The sequence below is a fragment of the Undibacterium sp. GW821-FHT11H02 genome (assembly GCF_058808015.1).
On sequence record NZ_JBXARG010000018.1, the window covers coordinates 63,144 to 83,316 of the forward strand.

Annotated in this window: 11 protein-coding genes; 1 reads left to right on the forward strand and 10 read right to left on the reverse strand. The window is 46.9% G+C overall.

The genetic code is table 11. From position 1 onward, the window contains the following. Nucleotides 1-40 precede the first annotated feature (40 nt). From AC1RR2_RS16625 to queA, 8 genes are all read right to left on the reverse strand, one after another. Entirely contained in the window at nucleotides 41-3,127 is a 3,087-nt protein-coding gene (locus AC1RR2_RS16625; RefSeq protein WP_493223391.1) for an efflux RND transporter permease subunit, read from the reverse strand. Further along, on the reverse strand, nucleotides 3,124-4,452 hold the full coding sequence (locus tag AC1RR2_RS16630) for an efflux RND transporter periplasmic adaptor subunit (RefSeq protein ID WP_493223392.1): 1,329 nt from the start codon (nucleotides 4,450-4,452) through the stop codon (nucleotides 3,124-3,126). The genes AC1RR2_RS16625 and AC1RR2_RS16630 overlap by 4 nt, the downstream gene beginning before the upstream one ends. Nucleotides 4,453-4,710: 258 nt before the next feature. Next, nucleotides 4,711-5,262, reverse strand: coding sequence for an NUDIX hydrolase (locus AC1RR2_RS16635; protein ID WP_493223393.1), 552 nt, complete (start codon nucleotides 5,260-5,262; stop codon nucleotides 4,711-4,713). A gap of 285 nt (nucleotides 5,263-5,547) precedes the next feature. Further along, on the reverse strand, nucleotides 5,548-6,525 hold the full coding sequence (gene secF, locus AC1RR2_RS16640; protein ID WP_493223394.1) for a protein translocase subunit SecF: 978 nt from the start codon (nucleotides 6,523-6,525) through the stop codon (nucleotides 5,548-5,550). 65 nt (nucleotides 6,526-6,590) lie between these two features. Next, the gene (secD, locus tag AC1RR2_RS16645; RefSeq protein ID WP_493223395.1) at nucleotides 6,591-8,459 is read right to left on the reverse strand and encodes a protein translocase subunit SecD; all 1,869 of its coding nucleotides are present in this window, start codon (nucleotides 8,457-8,459) and stop codon (nucleotides 6,591-6,593) included. 97 nt (nucleotides 8,460-8,556) lie between these two features. Continuing rightward, nucleotides 8,557-8,880, reverse strand: coding sequence for a preprotein translocase subunit YajC (gene yajC, locus AC1RR2_RS16650; RefSeq protein WP_493223425.1), 324 nt, complete (start codon nucleotides 8,878-8,880; stop codon nucleotides 8,557-8,559). Nucleotides 8,881-9,252: 372 nt separating this feature from the next. Next, nucleotides 9,253-10,386, reverse strand: coding sequence for a tRNA guanosine(34) transglycosylase Tgt (gene tgt, locus AC1RR2_RS16655; protein WP_493223396.1), 1,134 nt, complete (start codon nucleotides 10,384-10,386; stop codon nucleotides 9,253-9,255). A gap of 154 nt (nucleotides 10,387-10,540) precedes the next feature. Continuing rightward, nucleotides 10,541-11,575 carry a tRNA preQ1(34) S-adenosylmethionine ribosyltransferase-isomerase QueA gene (queA, locus tag AC1RR2_RS16660; protein WP_493223397.1) on the reverse strand — a complete coding sequence of 345 codons (1,035 nt, stop codon included), beginning with the start codon at nucleotides 11,573-11,575 and terminating at the stop codon, nucleotides 10,541-10,543. A gap of 388 nt (nucleotides 11,576-11,963) precedes the next feature. Here queA and recG point away from each other — a divergent pair, with 388 nt between their 5' ends. After that, nucleotides 11,964-14,042, forward strand: coding sequence for an ATP-dependent DNA helicase RecG (recG, locus tag AC1RR2_RS16665; protein WP_493223398.1), 2,079 nt, complete (start codon nucleotides 11,964-11,966; stop codon nucleotides 14,040-14,042). A 19-nt stretch (nucleotides 14,043-14,061) separates the two neighbouring features. On the opposite strand, the gene AC1RR2_RS16670 is transcribed toward recG, so the two are convergent. Together AC1RR2_RS16670 and AC1RR2_RS16675 are read right to left on the reverse strand one after the other, a co-directional pair. Beyond that, a complete protein-coding gene (locus AC1RR2_RS16670; protein ID WP_493223399.1) occupies nucleotides 14,062-16,074 on the reverse strand; it encodes an EAL domain-containing protein in 2,013 nt (670 codons plus the stop codon). Next, nucleotides 16,061-19,777: a PAS domain S-box protein gene (locus AC1RR2_RS16675; protein ID WP_493223400.1), complete on the reverse strand. Its 3,717-nt coding sequence runs from the start codon at nucleotides 19,775-19,777 to the stop codon at nucleotides 16,061-16,063. Before AC1RR2_RS16675 ends, AC1RR2_RS16670 begins: the two co-directional genes overlap by 14 nt. Between the last annotated feature and the right edge of the window lie 396 nt (nucleotides 19,778-20,173).

The window sequence follows — 20,173 nt, forward strand, 5'->3', positions numbered from 1 at the left end:
CGAATAAAACTCCACCATGTGTTGACCCAAAAAATAAGCCCTAAATCGCATTCCCAACGATAGGACCTTTACCGCTGTATTTATCCAGTGCCAAATAAATGACAGGCGTGATAAACAAGGTAATCGCTTGTGAGAAAATCAGGCCACCGACCACTGCTAAGCCCAGAGGTTGGCGCAGTTCTGCACCGGCGCCTAAGCCTAAAGCAATCGGCAAAGCACCGACCAACGCCGCTAAGGTCGTCATCATAATCGGGCGGAAACGCTCGATACAGGCTTCGCGTATCGCTTCTGGTGGTGACATGCCACGGTGCCGTTGGGCGTCGAGTGCGAAGTCGATCATCATGATCGCGTTTTTCTTCACGATACCGATCAACAGCAAAATACCGATAGTCGCAATCAGGGTTAAGTCTTTGCCGAATAGCTCTAACATCAACAAGGCGCCGACTGCGGCTGAGGGTAAGCCTGCCAAGATGGTAATCGGGTGGATGAAGCTCTCGTACAAAACGCCTAGCAAAACATAAATCACCAGCAGTGCCGAGATAATCAAGATTAATTGACCGGACTGGGAATCTTTAAACACCGCTGCATCGCCACCGTAGGATGTGATCACTGTGGAAGGCAACTTGATCTCGTCCTTGAATTTATCGATCTTATTGGTCGCGTCACCCAAAGGCATATCAGCTGCCAAATTGAATGACACCGTGACCGCTTGTAATTGACCTACGTGATTAATCGCAGTAGGGCCGACGGTGCGTTTGACGGTCGCAAAGCTGGACATAGGCACCAAGCTACCAGTATTGCTACGCACATAAATTGCACCTATCGCCGCTTCATCCTTTTTGTCCTTGGGGCCGACTTCTAACACCACCGCATAACTATCGACGCTGGTAAATAAAGTCGCGATCTGACGCTCACCAAATGCGCTGTACAACGCAGCACGAATCGCATCTATGCCCACGCCTAATGAATTTGCGCGATCTCTATCGATCTCTATCGAGGCTTGCAAACCTTTAAGTTGTGAATCGGTCGTCACATCTTTAAAGCCAGGATCAGCGCGCATCTTGTCTTGCATCTTAAACGCCCAGCTACTCAACTCGCTGGCGTCGACACTTTGCATAATGAATTGGTATTGGCTCTTACTTGGGCGTCCGCCTAATTGCAAGTTTTGCGTGGGACGTAAGAACACCGTAATACCTGGCACCGCTTTCAATTTATTGCGCAAACCCTCGACTACTTCTTTCATCGGCTTACGCTGGTTACGTGGTTTTAAATTGATAAAGCCGCGCCCCGTATTTTGCGAGCCACCGCCACCATGGAAAGACGATACCGTTAAGACATTGGGATCTTCACGCAATATCTTGGCGACTTTTTCCTGCAAGATGACCATCGCAGGGAAGGACGTATCTTCCGCCGCTTCGGTGGACACATTCAATTGACCAATATCTTCTTCAGGGAAAAAACCTTTAGGAATCGCATTGAACATATAGGCCGTTGCAATAAAAGTCAGCAGAGCCACAAACAAAACGAACTTGCGATGCGCCAGCGCCATATCCAAACCACGGGTATAAGCATTTAAAGAAGCATTAAAGCCGCGCTCAAAACTATTCGTTAGCGCCCCCACCCATTTGGATGGCGGTATATGTTCGCTCTCAGCTTTCAAGAAACGACTTGCCAACATTGGCACTAAAGTCAGAGACACAAAAGCGGACACAATAATCGCTAAACTAACGACCACAGCAAATTCGTGGAACAACTGACCGATCACGCCCGGCATAAAGAAGATAGGAATGAACACCGCGATCAGCGAGGTCGAGATAGAAATAATCGTAAACCCAACTTCACGTGAACCTTTGAGTGCGGCTTCAAACGGGGTCTCCCCCATCTCGACGTGACGGATAATATTCTCCAACATCACGATCGCATCGTCGACCACCAGCCCCACCGCTAAGGTTATACCCAACAAAGAAATATTATCGAGGGTATAGCCAAAGCACCACAGCAAGAACACCGCGCCGACCAAAGAGACTGGCAAGGACAAAGCGGGAATAATCGTTGCCACCATGTGGCGCAGGAATAAGAAGATGACGACAATGACGAGGAAAATCGTCAATAGCAAAGTCAAGTTGACGTCATGCAAAGCGTCCCGTACTGATACCGATCTGTCGTTGGCCAAAGTGATATTCACTGAGGCCGGCAATTGCGCCTTAAAGCCAGGAATCGCCGCTTTGATCGCATCCACCACTTTCACAGTATTGGCGTCGGTCTGGCGTTGTATCGCCAACATGATCGCTGGTTCGCCGTTGAAATTACCGACCGATTTGACGCTCTCATAACTGTCTTCAACGCTGGCAACATCGCGCAAACGCACGACTTGGCCGCCCTTATTACTGATGATAATACTGGCGAACTCGGCCGCGTTTTGCAATTGCTTATTCGCGACGATGGTGAGAGTTTGTTTATCACCATCAAGGGTACCGACTGGGGCAATCGAATTGGCGGCACGGATGCTGGTGGTGATTTCATCGAAGCCAATATTGCGACTGGCTAATGCACCCGGATCGACACGGATACGCACGGCATAACGACGGATACCAAAAATATTCACCTGCGCCACACCGGCTAAGGTTGAAAGATTGGGCGAAATTAAATGCTCAGCATAATTAGTCAGCTCGGCCAAACTTAAAGAAGGCGAAGTCAGTGCCAACACCAACACGGCAGAATCAGCCGGATTCACCTTACGATAAGATGGTAGCGATGTCATCTCTATCGGCAAGGAACGCTGAGCGCGTAGCAAGGCGGCCTGCACATCTACCGCTGCGTCATCGACATTGCGACTGGCGTCAAATTCCAGGGTCAATGAAGTTGAACCCAAAGTGCTGCTAGAACTGATCGTGGCTAAACCGGGAATCGTCGAGAACTGCTTCTCTAAAGGTAAAGCAACCGAAGTCGCCATGGTCTCAGGACTAGCGCCAGGCAAACCGGCACCGACGCTAATCACTGGGGTGTTATAACTTGGCAGCGCCGCAATCGGGATCATGCGATACGCCAAAATACCGGCCACCACCACAGAAATATTCAGCAGTATCGTCATCACAGGACGACGGATAAATAACTCCGATAAATTCATGATGCGCTCGCTGCGGAAGCCGTTGCTTTTGGAGCCGACGCTGCAGGTGAACTAGCGGCGGATGAGGCAGGAGCGGCAGGTAAACTAGCGCTTGCCTCGGGAGATTTCTTCTCGTCGCCCTCGCCTTTGAGTTTAGGGCCGCCTTTTTCATCGCCTTTGCCATTACCCTTATTATCACCTTCAGCGCGCTCCTTCACCGGCACGCCAGGACGTAAGTTTTGCTTACCTTCCAGTATGACTTTCATACCTGATTCCAAACCCGTCACAATCGCATCATTTTCAAAACTATACTGAACCTGAACTTTCTTTTGTTCCGCTTTGCCTTCGCCATCCACCACGAAGACCGTGACTGCATTCACGCCCATCACCAGCGCATCACGCGGGATCACGATGGCATCTTTCAAAGTGAGTACGCTCAACTCTACATTGGCATATGCGCCCGGCCACAATTTCATTTCTTTGTTATCGAATACCGCTTTAACTTTGACCGTGCCAGAAATGGCATCCACCACGTTATCAACGAATTGTAATTTGCCTTTAAAACTTGTTTTGTTATCGGGCAAGCTGGCAAAAGCCAGGCTGTCGCCACGCTTCATACTATCCAAAGCGTCCGATAAATTGCGTTGCGGCAGCGGGAAAGTAATGGCAATCGGATCCATTTGGGTGATCGTGACCAAAGCTGCACCTGAAGTGCTAGGCTGCACCAGTGAACCTGGAAATACATTGATGAGACCCGTGCGACCACTGACGGGTGCGGTGATTTTACTGTAGGCCAAATTAACTTTGACCGCGGCCACCGCCGCTTTAGCACCGTCCACCACGGATTGCTGTGCTTGCACGGTGGTTTGTGCTGCATCAACTACGCTCTGCGATTGAAATTTTTTCTCAAATAATTCTTTACTACGGGCTAATTGACGTTGATTCTCGGCCAAGCTGGCCAGTTCTTTGTCGAGTTGCGCCTGGGCTTTCGCTAAATTCACTGTATCGGCACGATTATCTAAGCTGAACAGCAAATCACCGGCGCGTACAAATTGACCTTCTTTAATATGAACTTTTTGAATCACACTGCTGACCTGCGGGCGCACGTCCACGATGTTCAGCGAGGAAACCACACCATTCGCCTTCAACTTCACTTCGTAATCGCGTTTCTGTGCAACTACGGTATTCACCGTGACCGGTCGGTTTTTGTCTGCTTTAGAACCTATGGTCTGGCCTGCCTGCAATTCGGTGCTGTCTGATGCGCTCTTTTTCCACATCCAATAAGCGCCGCCGGCAACGGCAATGGATAAAGCGATTATCGTGATTTTTGCATTTTTCATATTCATTTGATTTTTAGGTCGAAGTACTTTAGACAGTTAACACTGGGAAAGTTCTGTAACGCAATGTAAATCCGTGCCTGTTTCACGGTTCAAATCAGCACAACCCAGGGAAAATAGTGTCGTCAAGCGGCTACCATCGAAAAACAGGGGTTTTATTGGTGTATGGCATCTTAACAAAGAAAAAAGCCAGCACTCAGGCTGGCCTGGTTCTTTTATACTTTTTGTTACGAATCATTCACCTACATTCAGAAACTTATGCAAGTTTCAAAGCTTATTGAGGCTAATAGGGTAAAAATCCTCTATGAACTTCACACCAAAAATACCATTTTCTTGAGTCATTATTTGCGTACCACCCCATACCTCACCCGAGTGCAACATAATCTGCCTTATTTGCGTACTTATATGCGGAAATGTAATGATCTCGCTGACCTGTTGTAGATTAACCCAGCGAATCTCATCAATAGAATCTGGTGACTTCAATTTCCCGCCTTTTATTTTGACGACATATATTAACCTTGTGGAAAGTTCATTCTCTTTTGGACCTTTCAGGGTAAATACTCCGCGTAAAACCGGGCTTGTTATGCTAACGCCATAAGCACCTGCCAAGGCTTCAAGCCCTGTTTTAATCGACGAATGATCGTCCTGATACCAGCCCGGCGTTACCCAGCGATCTGAATTTTTAATTTTGACTACCATCAACTCCTTATTTTCATTAACAATGAGCAAACGGTGAAATGTTGATATTTTCTGGGTCTCTTGAGCAAAAAGCGATGCAGGCCATGACAGGGCAAGTAATAGCAATAATAAAATTCTCATTTTTTTTCCAATTTAAGATCGGTAAGTGTTCGTGCGTGTTGACCTGATTAAGCGCCAAAAAATCACGTTGAATGCGAAGATTTCTTCAGATGTAATGAAAAATCGCAGCATAGATTTAGTTTTTACAAAACAGCCTTTCAATAGTTAAAGATCACACTTTATCGATACCACCTGTCACTTTCGTTAAGTAATGATAATTCCGCTCTCCTAAATTATAAATTTGGAGTCAAAAAAAGAAAAAGCCAGCAACGAGGCTGGCTTTAGTATTTCCTTTTCAGTGCTAGATCAAACAACCGCTCCGTCGGTCTCGTCTTTTTCTTTCACTGGTTTGAGCAAGTCTTCACGTTTCACGCCCAACCACATGGCAATCGCTGCCGCAACAAACACTGATGAGTAGATACCGAACAAAATACCTATCGTCAATGCCTTAGCAAAACCTTCCAGAGTTGGGCCACCCAACAACAACATAGACAACACCATCATCTGAGTACAACCGTGAGTAATCACGGTACGAGAAATCGTGCTGGTGATCGCGTTATCGATGACTTCAGTGACCGTGGCTTTACGCAGTTTCAAAAAGTTTTCGCGGATACGGTCGAAGATAACCACAGATTCATTGACCGAGTAACCCAAGACCGCCAACACCGCGGCTAACACCGCTAAGTCAAATTCCCATTGGAAGAAGGCGAAGAAACCCAGAATAATCACGACGTCATGCAAGTTAGCGATAATCGCCGATACCGCATATTTCCATTCAAAGCGTATCGCCAGGTAGGCCATCACACCCACCACCACAAACAATAAAGCCATCAAACCATCGTGTGCCAACTCATCACCAACCTGCGCGCCAACCAAGGCTGTTCTTTGCAAAACCACGTCAGGATGATCGGCCTTTAATGCACTCATCACGCGCTCATTTTGCGCGGTAATCATGGCATTGAGTTCTTTCTCACTTGGCTTAGCGACTCCTGCAGCGACCTTAGGCAAAGGCATACGAATGACCACATCTTGTGCCTTACCAAAAGTTTGCACGACCACTTCATTGATACCAAGCGCTTTAATCCTGTCGCGTATCTTATTGTTATCAGCGGCTTGGCTGTAACTGACTTCCATCGAAGTACCGCCCGTGAACTCCACCGACAAATGCAAGCTCTTGGTCACAAGAAAATACACAGCAGCGACGAAAGTTAAAGCGGAGATGACATTAAAAATCAGCGCATTGCGCATGAAAGGTATGTCGCGTTTAATTCGGAATAATTCCATGATAAATCCCTAAATCTGTTCTGTAATTGACTAAGTAGCTGATAAAAAAATGCTATTAAGCAGAATTACTCAGCAGGTTTCCAAATCTGACCAATTGAAATGCTAGCCAATTTTTTCTTACGTCCGTACCAAAGATTAACCACACCACGCGACACGAATACCGCAGAGAAAATCGAAGTCAAAATACCGAGGCAATGCACAATCGCAAACGCTTTAATTGGACCGGAGCCAAATACCAACAAGGCCAGGCCAACAATTAAGGTGGTCACGTTGGAATCGAGAATCGTTGCCCAAGCGCGGTCGAAACCTTGCAAGATTGCGTTCTGAGGTGAATTTCCGCCACGCAGCTCTTCCCGGATACGTTCATTAATCAAGACGTTGGCGTCAATCGCCATACCCAGTGCCAAGGCAATCGCAGCCATACCCGGCAAGGTCAAAGTCGCTTGCATTACGGACAGAATACCGACCAGCAACAACAAGTTAACCGCCAAAGCAAACACGCTAAAGAAACCAAACATCATGTAATAGACAATCATGAATACAGCAATCGCCGCAAAACCGTACATGGTGGAATGAATACCTTTAGTAATATTTTCTGCACCGAGTTGCGCACCAATGGTACGTTCTTCGATGATTTCCATAGGTGCAGCCAATGCACCGGCGCGCAACAGCAAAGCCAATTCATTCGCATCGTTGGTCGAGCGCATACCGGTAGTTTGGAAAGTCTTGCCCAATACATCTTGTATCGTTGCCACTTGCAACAATTCGCCTTTGCCTTTTTCAAACAATACAAAGGCCATGCGCTTGCCAACGTTAGGACGAGTCGCCTCTGTCATGCGACGGCCGCCTTCACTATTTAAGTCCAGACTGACGGCTGGTTGTTGATTTTTATCGAAACTCGCTTGTGCGCCAGTGATCGAATCACCGGTAACGATAGGTTCTTTGTACAAAATCGCTGGGCCACCACGACCGACTTTAAACATCTCAGATCCAAAAGGTACTGGCGTGTTTTCATCCACAGGGCCAATCACACTTTCATCCACCAAACGTACTTCTAAAGTAGCGGTACGACCGATAATCTTTTTAGCACCTGCCACATCCTGCACACCCGGTAATTGCACCACGATGCGATCCGCACCTTGTTGCTGAATAATAGGTTCGGCCACGCCAATTTCGTTCACACGTTTGGACAGCGCTGCGATATTTTGCTTCACGCCTTCATTCATCAAATTCGTCAAAGCGTCCGGCTTTATCGTCACTTTAATCGACAGATCACTGTTTTCAGGTGTGGCGACACTATCTAACAAGGTAACGTCATTCATTTGGCGAGCAAGGATGTCGCGCGCTTTCGCACGTGTCTCTGCATCACGGAATTTGATCGTGACCGACGACGCATCGCGTGAGATGCCAGCATGGCGAACCTCTTTATCTTTTAAGTTACTACGAATACTGGTTTGCAAGGCATTCAAACGATTATTCAAAACAGCCGACGTATCGACTTTCATCAAGAAATGCACACCACCGCGCAAATCCAAGCCCAAATACATAGGGAAAGCACGCAGCTTTTGCATCCAATCCGGTGTCTTAGGCAGCAAATTCAAAGCAACGGTATAGACGGGATCGCTGGGATCAACATTCAAACCTTTTTCGAGAGCCGCTTTGGCTTTGAACTGTATGTCACTACTGGTAAATCTTGCGCGTATCGAGCCTTGCACGCCATTGTAATCATACGAGAATCCAGCGGAACTAATCCCGGCGTCCTTCAAAACCTGTTCTACCCGCGCAATCATAGTTTCATCCACTTTCACAGTGGCCTTGGCACTATTGATTTGCACAGCTTCCCAATCACCAAAGAAATTCGGCGCAGTATACAAAGCACCAAACACCAGTGAGATCACAATGATGATGTACTTCCAGAGAGGATAACGATTCATAGCGGGAGTCTAATTAAAAAATACATAAAACCAATAAACTGAAAATAACGAAGGGGCAAAGCTTGACGTTTTGCCCCTCGTGCCATGTCTGGCTTGCTTATTTCAGTGTGCCTTTTGGTAACAGAGTTGTCACGGCGCTTTTTTGGATTTGGATATCCACACCATTGCTCACTTCAACGGAAACAAAAGTATCGGATACCTTAGTCACTTTACCGGCGATACCACCTGCAGTGATCACTTCATCGCCTTTCGCTAATGCGTCGAGCATTGCTTTTTGTTCTTTTTGGCGTTTCATTTGTGGACGTATCATGACGAAATACAAAACCACAAACATCAAAATGATAGGCAAAAAGCTCATCAAGGAAGATTCAGTACTCGCTGCACCAGCAGCTTGCGCGTAAGCATTAGAAATAAACACGATAAAACTCCATTTAATAATTTTTTCAAAACAAATCAGACACTTGCACGCATCTTGGGGCGATGTTGAAGAATTAAAGCCCTACAACACATTTGCCAAAATGATCAGTATTTCCACGCCAAGCAACAAAGCGCAACATTCTAGCATTAGGCAGCTAAGTTTCTGATAAATCTGCCCAGAGTCGCAAAAACTTGTTGTGCAAACGATTCTTGCGGGCAAATTGCATGTCAATAATATGTAAATTCAAACCCCTCAACGCCGAGGCGCAGAGACGCTGAGAAGCGCCGAGAAAACCATTCCTACGCTTTGCTTGCTCTCTTTACGCTTTCCTCCGCGTCTCTGCGCCTCGGCGTTGAGAGGTTTTATTGTAGTCCACTACACCCCTCGCGCCCGATCTGCCTTAAATTGCACAACAAACTCAGGGAAGCGGTCTTCGTCCAAAGACAAACGAATTTGACGGAACAGATCAAGGTAGTAATGCAAATTGTGTATAGTATTCAATCGCGCCCCAAGAATTTCACCGGTGCGGTGTAAATGGTGCAAGTAAGCGCGCGAGAAGTTTTTGCAGGCATAGCAGCTGCAAGTTTCATCGAGTGGCGCTTTGTCTTCTTTGTAGCGAGCGTTCTTGATTTTGACGTCACCAAAGCGAGTAAAAATCCAACCGTTGCGCGCATTGCGAGTTGGCATTACGCAGTCGAACATGTCGATACCGTTGGCTACACCTGCAACTAAATCCTCTGGTGTGCCCACACCCATCAAATAGTGTGGTTTGTTTTCTGGCAGTTTTGGTCCGACATGCGACAGGATGCGTAGCATGTCTTCTTTAGGTTCACCGACTGACAAGCCGCCGATCGCCATGCCATCGAAACCCATTTCATTCAAGGCTGCTAGAGATTCGTCGCGTAGGTTTTCAAACATGCCGCCTTGTACGATGCCGAATAAGGCATTGGGATTTTCGCCGCCTTTAAATTCATTCATAGAACGTTGTGCCCAGCGCAAAGACATGCGCATGGATTTGCCGGCTTCTTCGCTCGTGGCTGGACGGCCATCGATTTCGTATGGTGTGCATTCATCGAATTGCATGACGATGTCAGAATTCAATGCACGTTGAATTTGCATGGAAATTTCTGGCGATAAGAACAAACGTTCGCCACTAATCGGTGACGCAAACTTCACGCCTTCCTCAGTAATCTTGCGCATCGCGCCTAGCGAAAAAACCTGGAAGCCACCAGAATCGGTCAGGATAGGCTTATCCCAACCCATGAAATCATGCAGGCCGCCAAACTTATTGATGACATCGAGACCTGGGCGCAACCACAAGTGAAAGGTGTTACCCAAAATGATGTGCGCATCGATTTCTTTGAGTTCTAACGGCGACATCGCCTTCACCGAACCGTAAGTGCCGACAGGCATAAAAATAGGGGTTTCTATCACGCCATGATTGACGGTAATACGACCACGACGCGCGGCTGTGGTTTTGTCTTTTTTGAGTAATTGAAATTGCAGCATAGGATTTACCGACCTAAATAAAAATTGAAATTTGGGGAAACTTTTTTAAACCTCTCAACACAGAGACACAGAGAAAATCAAGAGGGAAATTGTTTTTCTGCATTTGTTTTTCCTCTGTGCCTCCGTGTCTCTGTGTTGAGGGGTTTTAATGAATTTATCCTGAATGGTTCGTCAACAACATCGCATCACCATAACTAAAAAAACGATATTTCTGCCTAATCGCATGGGCATACGCCTCACGTATCGCATCGTAACCTGCAAATGCTGAGACTAGCATCATTAATGTTGATTTTGGCAGATGGAAATTCGTCACTAAGCGATCCACTGTTTTAAAGCGATAGCCCGGCGTGATGAATAAGCGCGTGTCACCGCTGCCTGCCAGCAATTCTCCAGTTTGTGAAGCAGACTCGATCGCTCGCATGCTCGTGGTACCGACGCAAATCACCTTGTTAGCTGTGGATTTGGTGGCACGAACTGCTGCTACGGTTTCTTCAGGTACGGTGTACCATTCACTGTGCATGTCGTGTTTGCTTAAATCTTCCGTGCGCACTGGCTGGAATGTGCCCGCACCCACATGCAAAGTCACGAAGGCGAGTTGTATGCCTTTGGCTTTACATTTTTCTAAAAGCGCTTCATCAAAATGCAAGCCCGCCGTCGGAGCGGCAACGGCGCCTGGCACGCGTGAATACACGGTTTGGTAACGCTGTTCATCAAAATCATCAGCTTCATGATTGATATACGGTGGCAATGGCAGGCGACCGTATTTTTCTATGAGTTCAAACACATCGCCTGGGAAATGCAGGGTAAAAAATTCCCCTGCACGCTCACCCACTGTCACATCAAAAGCATCTGCTAAGCGAATTTTGCTACCGGCTAAAGGCGATTTGGACGCACGCAATTGGACGTGTACGATGTGTTCATCATTCGTGTTTTTGATGACACGCTCGACCAGCATCTCCACTTTACCGCCAGTTTCTTTCGCACCAAAAAAACGTGCTTTCAAGACGCGGGTATCGTTAAATACCAATAGATCGCCTGCGTTGAGTTGTTCTACGATGTCGGCAAATTGACGATCGACGATGCCTGTATCGCTTACGTGCAACAGGCGGGAGGCGGTACGATCTGGCAAAGCCGTTTGCGCGATCAGCTCGGGGGGGAGTTCAAAATCAAAATCACTGAGTGAGTACATAATTACACCAAAATAAAATCTTCATTGCCACAGAGGCGCTAAGGACGCAGAGAATATTCTTTCATTGTGATTGGCATCTACTTAAGTCGGAGCGCCGCTGAAAGTTCCCTCCCCTTCAAGGGGAGGGCTAGGGTGGGGATGGGTTTTCGTGACGCAATCAGTCCCTATCGCTCTACAAAACCCATCCCCATCCCAACCTTCCCCTTGAAGGGGAAGGAGTAAAATTCCCACCGATCTGAACTGTAGGGCGGGTGAAACCCGCGCCGCCAGCCGATTGAATCCCTGAGCCGCGCGGGTTTCACTCGCCCTACGAAAAATTCCCATCACTGTATAAAAAACCAGTAGAATCACCCGCATTACTTTTAAGACCAACCCGCCATTTTACCCTATGTCAGCAAGTGCACCTATTCAGCCTGCCAGCAAAAAGAAAGCTGCTCCTGCCAAGCCAGTGCGCTTGGAGGAGAAATTTGCCAAGCTAGGTTTGCGTTCTGATATGGATTTTGTCTTGCACTTACCAATGCGTTATGAGGATGAAACAGAAATTGTCTCTATGCGCGATGCGGGTTTTCGCGGTGGTAGTTCGGTGCAGGTTGAAGGCGTAGTCACCGAATGCGATATTCAGTATCGTCCACGCCGACAATTAGTGGTTACGATTAGCGACCATACTGGGCAAGTGGTTTTACGTTTTTTGAATTTTTACGGTAGCCAGATTAAACAAATGGCGGTCGGCATGCGGGTCAGGGCTCGTGGCGAACTTCGGCATGGTTTCTTTGGCGCTGAGATGGTGCATCCGACCTACAAAATGGTAAATGAAGGTGCAGCCCTACCGACCGCGCTAACACCGGTCTATCACGCTGGCGATGGTGTCTCGCAAACCATGTTGCGCAAAGCAATTACTAGCGCTCTTAATAGGGTGCAGTGGTACGACACGCTTTCCCCTAGCCTACTACAACAGCTTGGTTTGCAAGACTTTGCGTCGTCAGTAAAGCTACTACACAACCCGCCACCAGATGTCGATCAATATGCCTTGTTGGAACACGAACATCCGGCATGGGAACGCATGAAGTTTGATGAACTGTTGGCGCAACAACTTTCCCTCAAACGTGCTCAAGCTTCGCGTCGTTCTCAAGGTGCGACCGCACTACCAATTGTAGGTGCGCTAACTCAAGCGTTTTTAGCGACCTTACCGTTCAAACTGACAGGGGCGCAAGTACGCGTTTTGGAAGAAATTCGGGCCGATCTCAAACAAGTATTCCCTATGCAGAGGTTATTGCAAGGCGATGTCGGTAGTGGCAAAACCATCGTAGCCGCACTGGCCGCAACGCAAGCCATCGATAGCGGCTATCAAGCGGCTCTTATGGCACCAACGGAGATCTTAGCGGAACAACATTTTCGTAAAGTTGCGGGTTGGTTAGAACCGCTTGGTGTGAAAACAGCATGGCTGACTGGAAGTTTGAAGAAGAAAGCAAAGGAACAAGCACAAGCCCTGATTGCCTCAGGTGAAGCGCAACTCGTGATCGGTACACACGCTTTAATTCAAGAATCCGTGCAGTTTTCCAAACTCGGTTTAGTCATCGTCGATGAACAACATCGCTTTGGTGTCGCACAAAGACTCACGCTGCGCAACAAAGCCGAAGCGGGCAAGATTCCACATCAACTGATGATGTCGGCGACACCAATACCACGCACCTTGGCGATGACCTACTACGCCGATCTAGAAGTGTCTGTGATTGATGAATTACCACCGGGACGCACGCCTATCGTCACGCGCGTGGTCGATCAAAATCGCCGCGAAGAAGTGATAGAACGGGTACACGCCGCCGCGCAAGAAGGCAAGCAAGTGTATTGGGTTTGTCCGCTGATCGAAGAATCCGAAGCCCTGCAATTGCAAACCGCGACCGATACACACGCGATGCTCAGTGCCGCCTTACCCGAATGCCGTGTCGGTTTAGTCCACGGCAAACTTAAGCCTGCAGAAAAGCAACTCGTGATGGACGCCTTCACGCGCAATGAGGTACAAGTCTTAGTAGCGACCACCGTGATCGAGGTCGGCGTCGATGTGCCGAATGCGAGCTTGATGGTGATTGAACATGCGGAACGTTTTGGTCTATCACAACTCCACCAATTACGCGGACGGGTAGGACGCGGTGCGGCAGCGAGCGTTTGCCTCTTGCTGTACCAAGCGCCTCTAGGCCATACCGCCAAACAACGCTTATTAACGATGCGCGAAAGCACCGATGGTTTTGAAATTGCACGTAAAGATTTGGAACTACGTGGCCCCGGCGAATTTCTCGGCGCACGACAATCGGGCGAAGCCTTGCTGCGTTTTGCTAATCTGGAGAAAGACCAGTATTTAGTTGAGAAAGCCCGCAATTTGGCAGTGCAATTGTTGGCGCATGATATGCCTACTGTCGAGGCGCACTTGCAACGCTGGATGGGGCAGCGGGAGGAATTTTTGCGAGTGTAGTTGAGAAGTCCCACTCAACTTAGCGTTCCTTCAAATCGATCTTCGGTGCACCTTGCACTGAAATGTTTTCGCCTGTCAGTACATCCTGTAAATCATACAAGCGATTTATAGACAACTCGGTAAGTGTCTGACCTGCGGACAGAAGCTGGGTGCCATCCATCAAAAAAATATCTTCCTGCAAGATCATTCCTGGACGTAGCTCCGACAAAGGAAGATCATGCGCTCTCCAAATCGGTCTGGTATCCAGATTTTTTACATCTTGTGAATGCGATGCTAAATTTAAAACTGCATTGCTTGCTAAATTGGCGGCCAAACTTGCTAACGGGCCAGTGGCATTCGCTAAGTCCGCCGTTGAATTTGCCTGAGCAGACAAAACCTTAAACTCCGTCCCTACCGCTTCATAGGCAAAGGGGTGGTGCAAGTGCAATTTTTCTGACATGGCCTTTTCAATTTTCTTTTGCATTTGCGCGGAGGTAAACGGTTTAGTCAAGAAACCATTAATATCTAAAGCCAGTGCTGCGCCTAAAATTTCTGTTTGTGAAAAGCCAGTAATCACAATCACCCGTGTTTCACGTTTGGCGAGTGTACGACCTGCTCTGAGCATCTTAATGAATTTCAAACCATTCATCTCAGGCATATTGACATCACTAATAATCAAATCGAAGCTATGCAATTCAAATAAGTGCATCGCGGCAGCAGCGCAATCTGCTTCCATCACATTATTAAAACCCAAGTCTTGAAGTACTGACACAATCAGCTCGCGCATGTATTCGTCATCGTCAATAACCAAAATGTGATTATGACCATCGTCTTGGACAGGCGTATGATTCACTTCGGTTTGACATACGTAATTTTTGATGAATTCAAGAAAATCACTTTGCGCCATAGGCTTGGCAATGAAATAGCCTTGCACCGTATCAGCCCCCATCATCTTCAGCGTATCCCAATCTTGTTGAGTTTCAGCGCCCTCTGCCACACTTTTGATGCCTAGTTTATGCGCCAGATCGATGCTTGATTTCACCACGATACGCATTTCAGGATTATCGGTACAGTCCTTCACAAAACACTGATCAATCTTTAATTCGCTAAAGGGAATTCTCGTGAGCTGCTGCAAACTCGAATAGCCAGTCCCATAATCATCAATCGAGAGTGCGAAACCATTCATAGAAAGACGTGCCAGATTTTCTAACGCGATAGCGACTTCTGTCATCACCGCCGATTCTGTAATTTCCAGTACGATGCAATCGTTGTCCAGTCCTGCGCCGCTGACGATCTCAACAATTTTTTCTGCTAAGCCAGCTTTGTCCAGAGAACATAAAGAGAGATTGACCGAAATTGTCATCGAATAGCCATTTTCTATCAATGACTTGCAGGCATACGCCGATTTTTCCAGGATCAAAAAAGTCAGCGCATCAATATCACCACTTTGCTCCAATAAGGGAATAAATGCATAAGGACTGATTACGCCAAACTCAGGATGCATCCAGCGAGCCAAGGCTTCTGCACCAAGCAAACGACCGGTTCGGACATCGATTTTGGGTTGAAAAAAGGGTTCGAACTGACCAGCATCTATTCCATTACGAATTTCCTGGATACTGAAAGATTGGGCATTTTGCGGCTGTTGCCACTTACTGACTAATAAATCATGTCGATTTAGGAGCTCTTTCAGGCGCTCTAAAGTGATAGGTTTTTCTATCGTACCCAAGAGTTTGATGCCGTGCATACGCGTCATCCTGGCAACCGAAGTCAACAGCTTACTATCTAAGGCACTGGCAATAATAATCGCGACGTCATAACCTTCCTGTCCCAAATGCCGTAAGAACTCCATACCGTCCATCTCTGGCATTTGCAAATCACAAATGGTGACATTGACAGGTTTGGTAACAGACTGCCGGATGATCTCGAGTGCAGCCCTGCCATTGGCTGCCTCAGAGATGTTGCTAGCTCCGAGCGAACGCAACATGCCTAGTAGAGTTCGCCGTTGAAAATTATCGTCTTCTACCACTAAAATATGTAAATCACCGATGTCCATCGTGTGTCTCACTTTCTGTCATTGCGCGGCTATTCAAAGCGTCGAGATAAAGCATAAATTGTGTGTATGCCTGATCTAAATCCCGACAAGCTTGCTGCACTATATCTGCTTGGGTATTTTTTGCGGCTTGCTCCAAGGCCAGGCAAGCCGTCGCTAAGGGTTCCGCACCTACCATACGACTAGAGCCTTTCATACGATGCGCACTAGTTTGAATTGCCGCGAAGTCAGCTCGTTCCAACAATTGAAGCAACTGCGCACAATCGGATCGCATATATTCACGAAAATCTTGCAGTACCTGCAGATGTTCAGAGCTATCGGGAACCACTTGCGCAAATTTTACAAAATCAATCAGAGGTACTGCATCAACGTCAGCATCGGTGCTATTATTTTCTATCACTGGGCTTGTCGCAAGTGCAGGTTTTAGGTATTTTGCGAGTACATTTTTTAGCTGTAAAAGATTATTCGGTTTAACCAATAAGTCATCCATTCCTGCGTCCATACAGATCTTGTATTCTTCTCCTAGTGCATTTGCAGTCCATGCAATGATCGGTGTCCTCACCCGCGGCTCGCGCATCTCGAGCTCACGTATCGCTTTACTCAAACCATAGCCATCCATCTCGGGCATGTGACAATCCGTAATCAAGATCGCGAAATGACCGCTCTGCCACATCGTCAAAGCCCTGCGCCCGTCCTCAGCGGTCTCAACTCGCAGTCCTAACAAGACCAACTGACGGGCTAATAAATTGCGATTAACCGGATGATCATCGACCGCCAAGACCAGCGGCGCTTGCCCACTATTGTCATACAATGGGGTGACCGTTCTTTGCTCTAACTCATGATGCATACTTGGCATAATCACTTCGGGCAATTCGGTCACTGGCAGCTCGAGGATAAAGCTAAATTTCGAACCTTTCCCTGGTTCGCTTTCCAAAATAATTTCGCCTCCCATCAACTGCGCCAGGGTTCGACAAATGGCTAGTCCCAGACCGGTTCCACCATAGAGCCGGGCGGTACCTGAACCGCCTTGTTGATAGCGCTGAAATAGTTGCTGTTGAATTTCGGGAGAAATTCCGATACCTGTATCGGTCACAGAAAAACAAATTCGCTGCTTCTGCCCTTGCTGCACCAGCAGTTCCGCATCAACCACGACCTCGCCATGCTTAGTAAACTTGATCGCGTTACTGACAAAATTATTCAATACTTGTGACAAACGCAGCGAATCGACCAGATGTGCCGATGCAATGCGCGGATCCGCATATTGACGTAATACCAGCGTTTTTAGACTGGCGACACGTGAATAAGTATTGACCACATCTTTTAATAAACCCGGAATCGAAATGGCGTTTTCGGTCAATTGCAATTTACCTTCTTGAATTTTGGACCAATCTAATATGTCATTGACGATACGCAATAAAGCACGTGCCGAGCTCCAGGCTGAATTAAGCGTGGCCAGTTGTTCAGCCTCCAGTCGAGTCATCGATAGCAGTTCCAACATCCCTAACATGCCAGTCAAAGGTGTACGTATTTCATGACTCATGGTAGCCAAGAAAGAATCTTTAGTTCGACTTGCTAGTTCTGCCTTTTCTTTGGCAGCTAACAAATCTTCTTCATGTCGACGTCTTTCGGTAATATCTTTAAATAGTACACCAACCCTATGACTTCCTTCGCCATCCATCTTAGAGGCGAAAATATCAAAATAGCGTTGTATCGCATTGACAGGGTTTTGCAAGCGTATCGATTCACCTGTTTTAACCACTTTTTCAAAAATATCAAACCAGATGACATCATGATCTGGAATTAATTCCAATATGGTTTTATTCAACGCATTTTGCAAACCTGTTTGCTTTTCAAATTCTTTGTTAATTTCAATAAAACGGTAATCGACGACTTTTTGCTGCTCGTTATAAATCATTTCAAGCACGCAGAAACCTTCGTCCATGGTGTCGAACAACATACGATAGCGTTCTTCGCTGGCACGCAACTCCAGTTCTGCCTTTTTACTTTCACTAATGTCACGTACGATGCCAGTAAAATAGGGCTCACCGTTGAGTATCATTTCACTGACACCCAAATCGAGAGCGATGGCGCTGCCATCTTTACGGCGTCCCGTCACTTCAAGATGTTTACCTAAAATTCGCTGCTGGCGAGAATTGCGATAGCGCAGCAAATAAGCGTCATGTTCACTATGATCAGGTTCCGGCATCAGCATATTCAAATTGCGTCCTATTACTTCTGCAGCAACATAGCCAAATAATCGTTCAGCAGCCGGATTAAAACTTTCTACAACACCATATTGATTGATGGTGATGACACCATCGACCACGGAGCTCAGTAAGGTTTGCATACGCACAGAGTTGTCGCGCAATTGCGCTTCCATTGCGGTGCGACTATGTATCTCTTTACGGATTCCAAAAAACAAAATCGCGAATATAGAAATTAAGAGCAGTAAGGTGAAGAGCAAAGCAATTAAAGTTAACAAGCGGCTTTCTGACAAACGTGCTTCATCTTGCAATAAATGTTTTGTCGCCATTTCTGAAGCGCTATTAATCATGGCACGTATCTGCGACATTGCTTGCATGCCATCATCAACAAGCTCGTTTGAATTGACTTTCGAATTTTGCAAAGAGACTTTTTCCAACTGCGCACTCAAAGCATCCATGCGGTGAAAAATCAGGCTCCTCAGCGTAATAAAGGATTGACGATAGACGGGATCCTCATTTGTATTCGGGGAGCGTTGTTGTAGCTGCGCCGAAAGCTGCTTAAACAAGCGCTCAAACTCAAGCTTATACAAGGGATTGCCACTAATTAGGTAGTGTTTTTGCGACGACTCCAGGTCGGCCATCATGCCGTACATTTGTCCTAGCTCTATACGTATGTGCTGTATGTGGCTCAACTGTTGGATAGAGTCGGCTAACTTCACCGAAGTACGGTAAGCAAAGCCGCCCACCAGCACCAGCAAGACAAAAGCACTGATAAAAGCAAACAATATCTTTTTTTCGACATAGCGATTCTGTGGCTCACTATGATCAACCCGCAAACCGCTATGCAAAATACTGGCACCTAGCATCACAAATGCGAGCGCAGTGTTAATCGCCAAGGGTGGCAAGATGCGATCACTCACCAGTTCGCTGGCATTCCATACATACCCTAGCAAAGAGATCGCGCCAATAAATACCAATAATAGTGACAGCCCTACCATCAACCACCGCGCTCGGTGCAGGGACAATAGCAATAACGCCACTCCCATACATACGAAGCCAAGTGCGGTTAGTGGCGCCATGCGCCCATGTGTTCCCAGTAAAGTATTAACCTGGTCGCGAAACAAAAATTCATCAATACCCAAATCCCAGCCCAATAGGTATTGGGACAAAGTCGCTGCGCCTATCAATAAAGTAAAGCCAGCCAACGCCTGCGCCACTCGGATTTGAGTGCGCTGAGTTTGATGTCGACTGTATAAAAGGAACAAGGAAGCGGCGCTTAGAATCAAGCCCAATGCGGTATTTGCTTTCATCTCGATCGCACCCGGCAGCAAACTTTTCAACAAGGGGATAGAAAAGATCCAGCCTAAGAGCGCCAAGATACCTACCAAAGCAGAAATCGCAATAGCAAGCTGGTTTAAACCCGCCCAAGAATGCCTAGGCAAACTCGCCTTGACTTCGCTATCCGAGCCGATTTCGTATTTAAGTTTCCCGCTTGTAGACATGGTAAATCCCATAGAAATTTACTGACCAGCGATAAGACTTGTGCAGACTTAGCATTTATTCGAGCCTGACACAAAAAAAATTTTCGATTCGAGCTACGCCACGCATGAAAAAGAGACCCATGACAGGCTAAAACCAAACAGCATTAATAAGACATTTTTATACAGTCGCTATTCATGCACTATCAAACAAGTCGTCATTAACATCTTAGAAAGCTAAGTTCTTTTTATTAATTTCAATATCCACGACGTCTCCAACTTTGACCATTGCACTTATCATTGCATTTATCACTGCGCTTTTTTACATGTAAATACGCAGCATCATCTGGTCTGCTTACACGTATTTTTTACAATAGAGTTAGCAAACTAAAACAAGATTACGGTATTTGAGCTCGAATC

Bases quoted from the DNA above. Each gene is read 5' to 3' on its own strand.
- AC1RR2_RS16625 (WP_493223391.1), bottom strand. From the start codon at position 3,127: ATGAATTTATCGGAGTTATTTATCCGTCGTCCTGTGATGACGATACTG.
- AC1RR2_RS16630 (WP_493223392.1), bottom strand. From the start codon at position 4,452: ATGAATATGAAAAATGCAAAAATCACGATAATCGCTTTATCCATTGCC.
- AC1RR2_RS16635 (WP_493223393.1), bottom strand. From the start codon at position 5,262: ATGAGAATTTTATTATTGCTATTACTTGCCCTGTCATGGCCTGCATCG.
- secF (WP_493223394.1), bottom strand. From the start codon at position 6,525: ATGGAATTATTCCGAATTAAACGCGACATACCTTTCATGCGCAATGCG.
- secD (WP_493223395.1), bottom strand. From the start codon at position 8,459: ATGAATCGTTATCCTCTCTGGAAGTACATCATCATTGTGATCTCACTG.
- tgt (WP_493223396.1), bottom strand. From the start codon at position 10,386: ATGCTGCAATTTCAATTACTCAAAAAAGACAAAACCACAGCCGCGCGT.
- queA (WP_493223397.1), bottom strand. From the start codon at position 11,575: ATGTACTCACTCAGTGATTTTGATTTTGAACTCCCCCCCGAGCTGATC.
- recG (WP_493223398.1), top strand. From the start codon at position 11,964: ATGTCAGCAAGTGCACCTATTCAGCCTGCCAGCAAAAAGAAAGCTGCT.
- AC1RR2_RS16670 (WP_493223399.1), bottom strand. From the start codon at position 16,074: ATGGACATCGGTGATTTACATATTTTAGTGGTAGAAGACGATAATTTT.
- AC1RR2_RS16675 (WP_493223400.1), bottom strand. From the start codon at position 19,777: ATGTCTACAAGCGGGAAACTTAAATACGAAATCGGCTCGGATAGCGAA.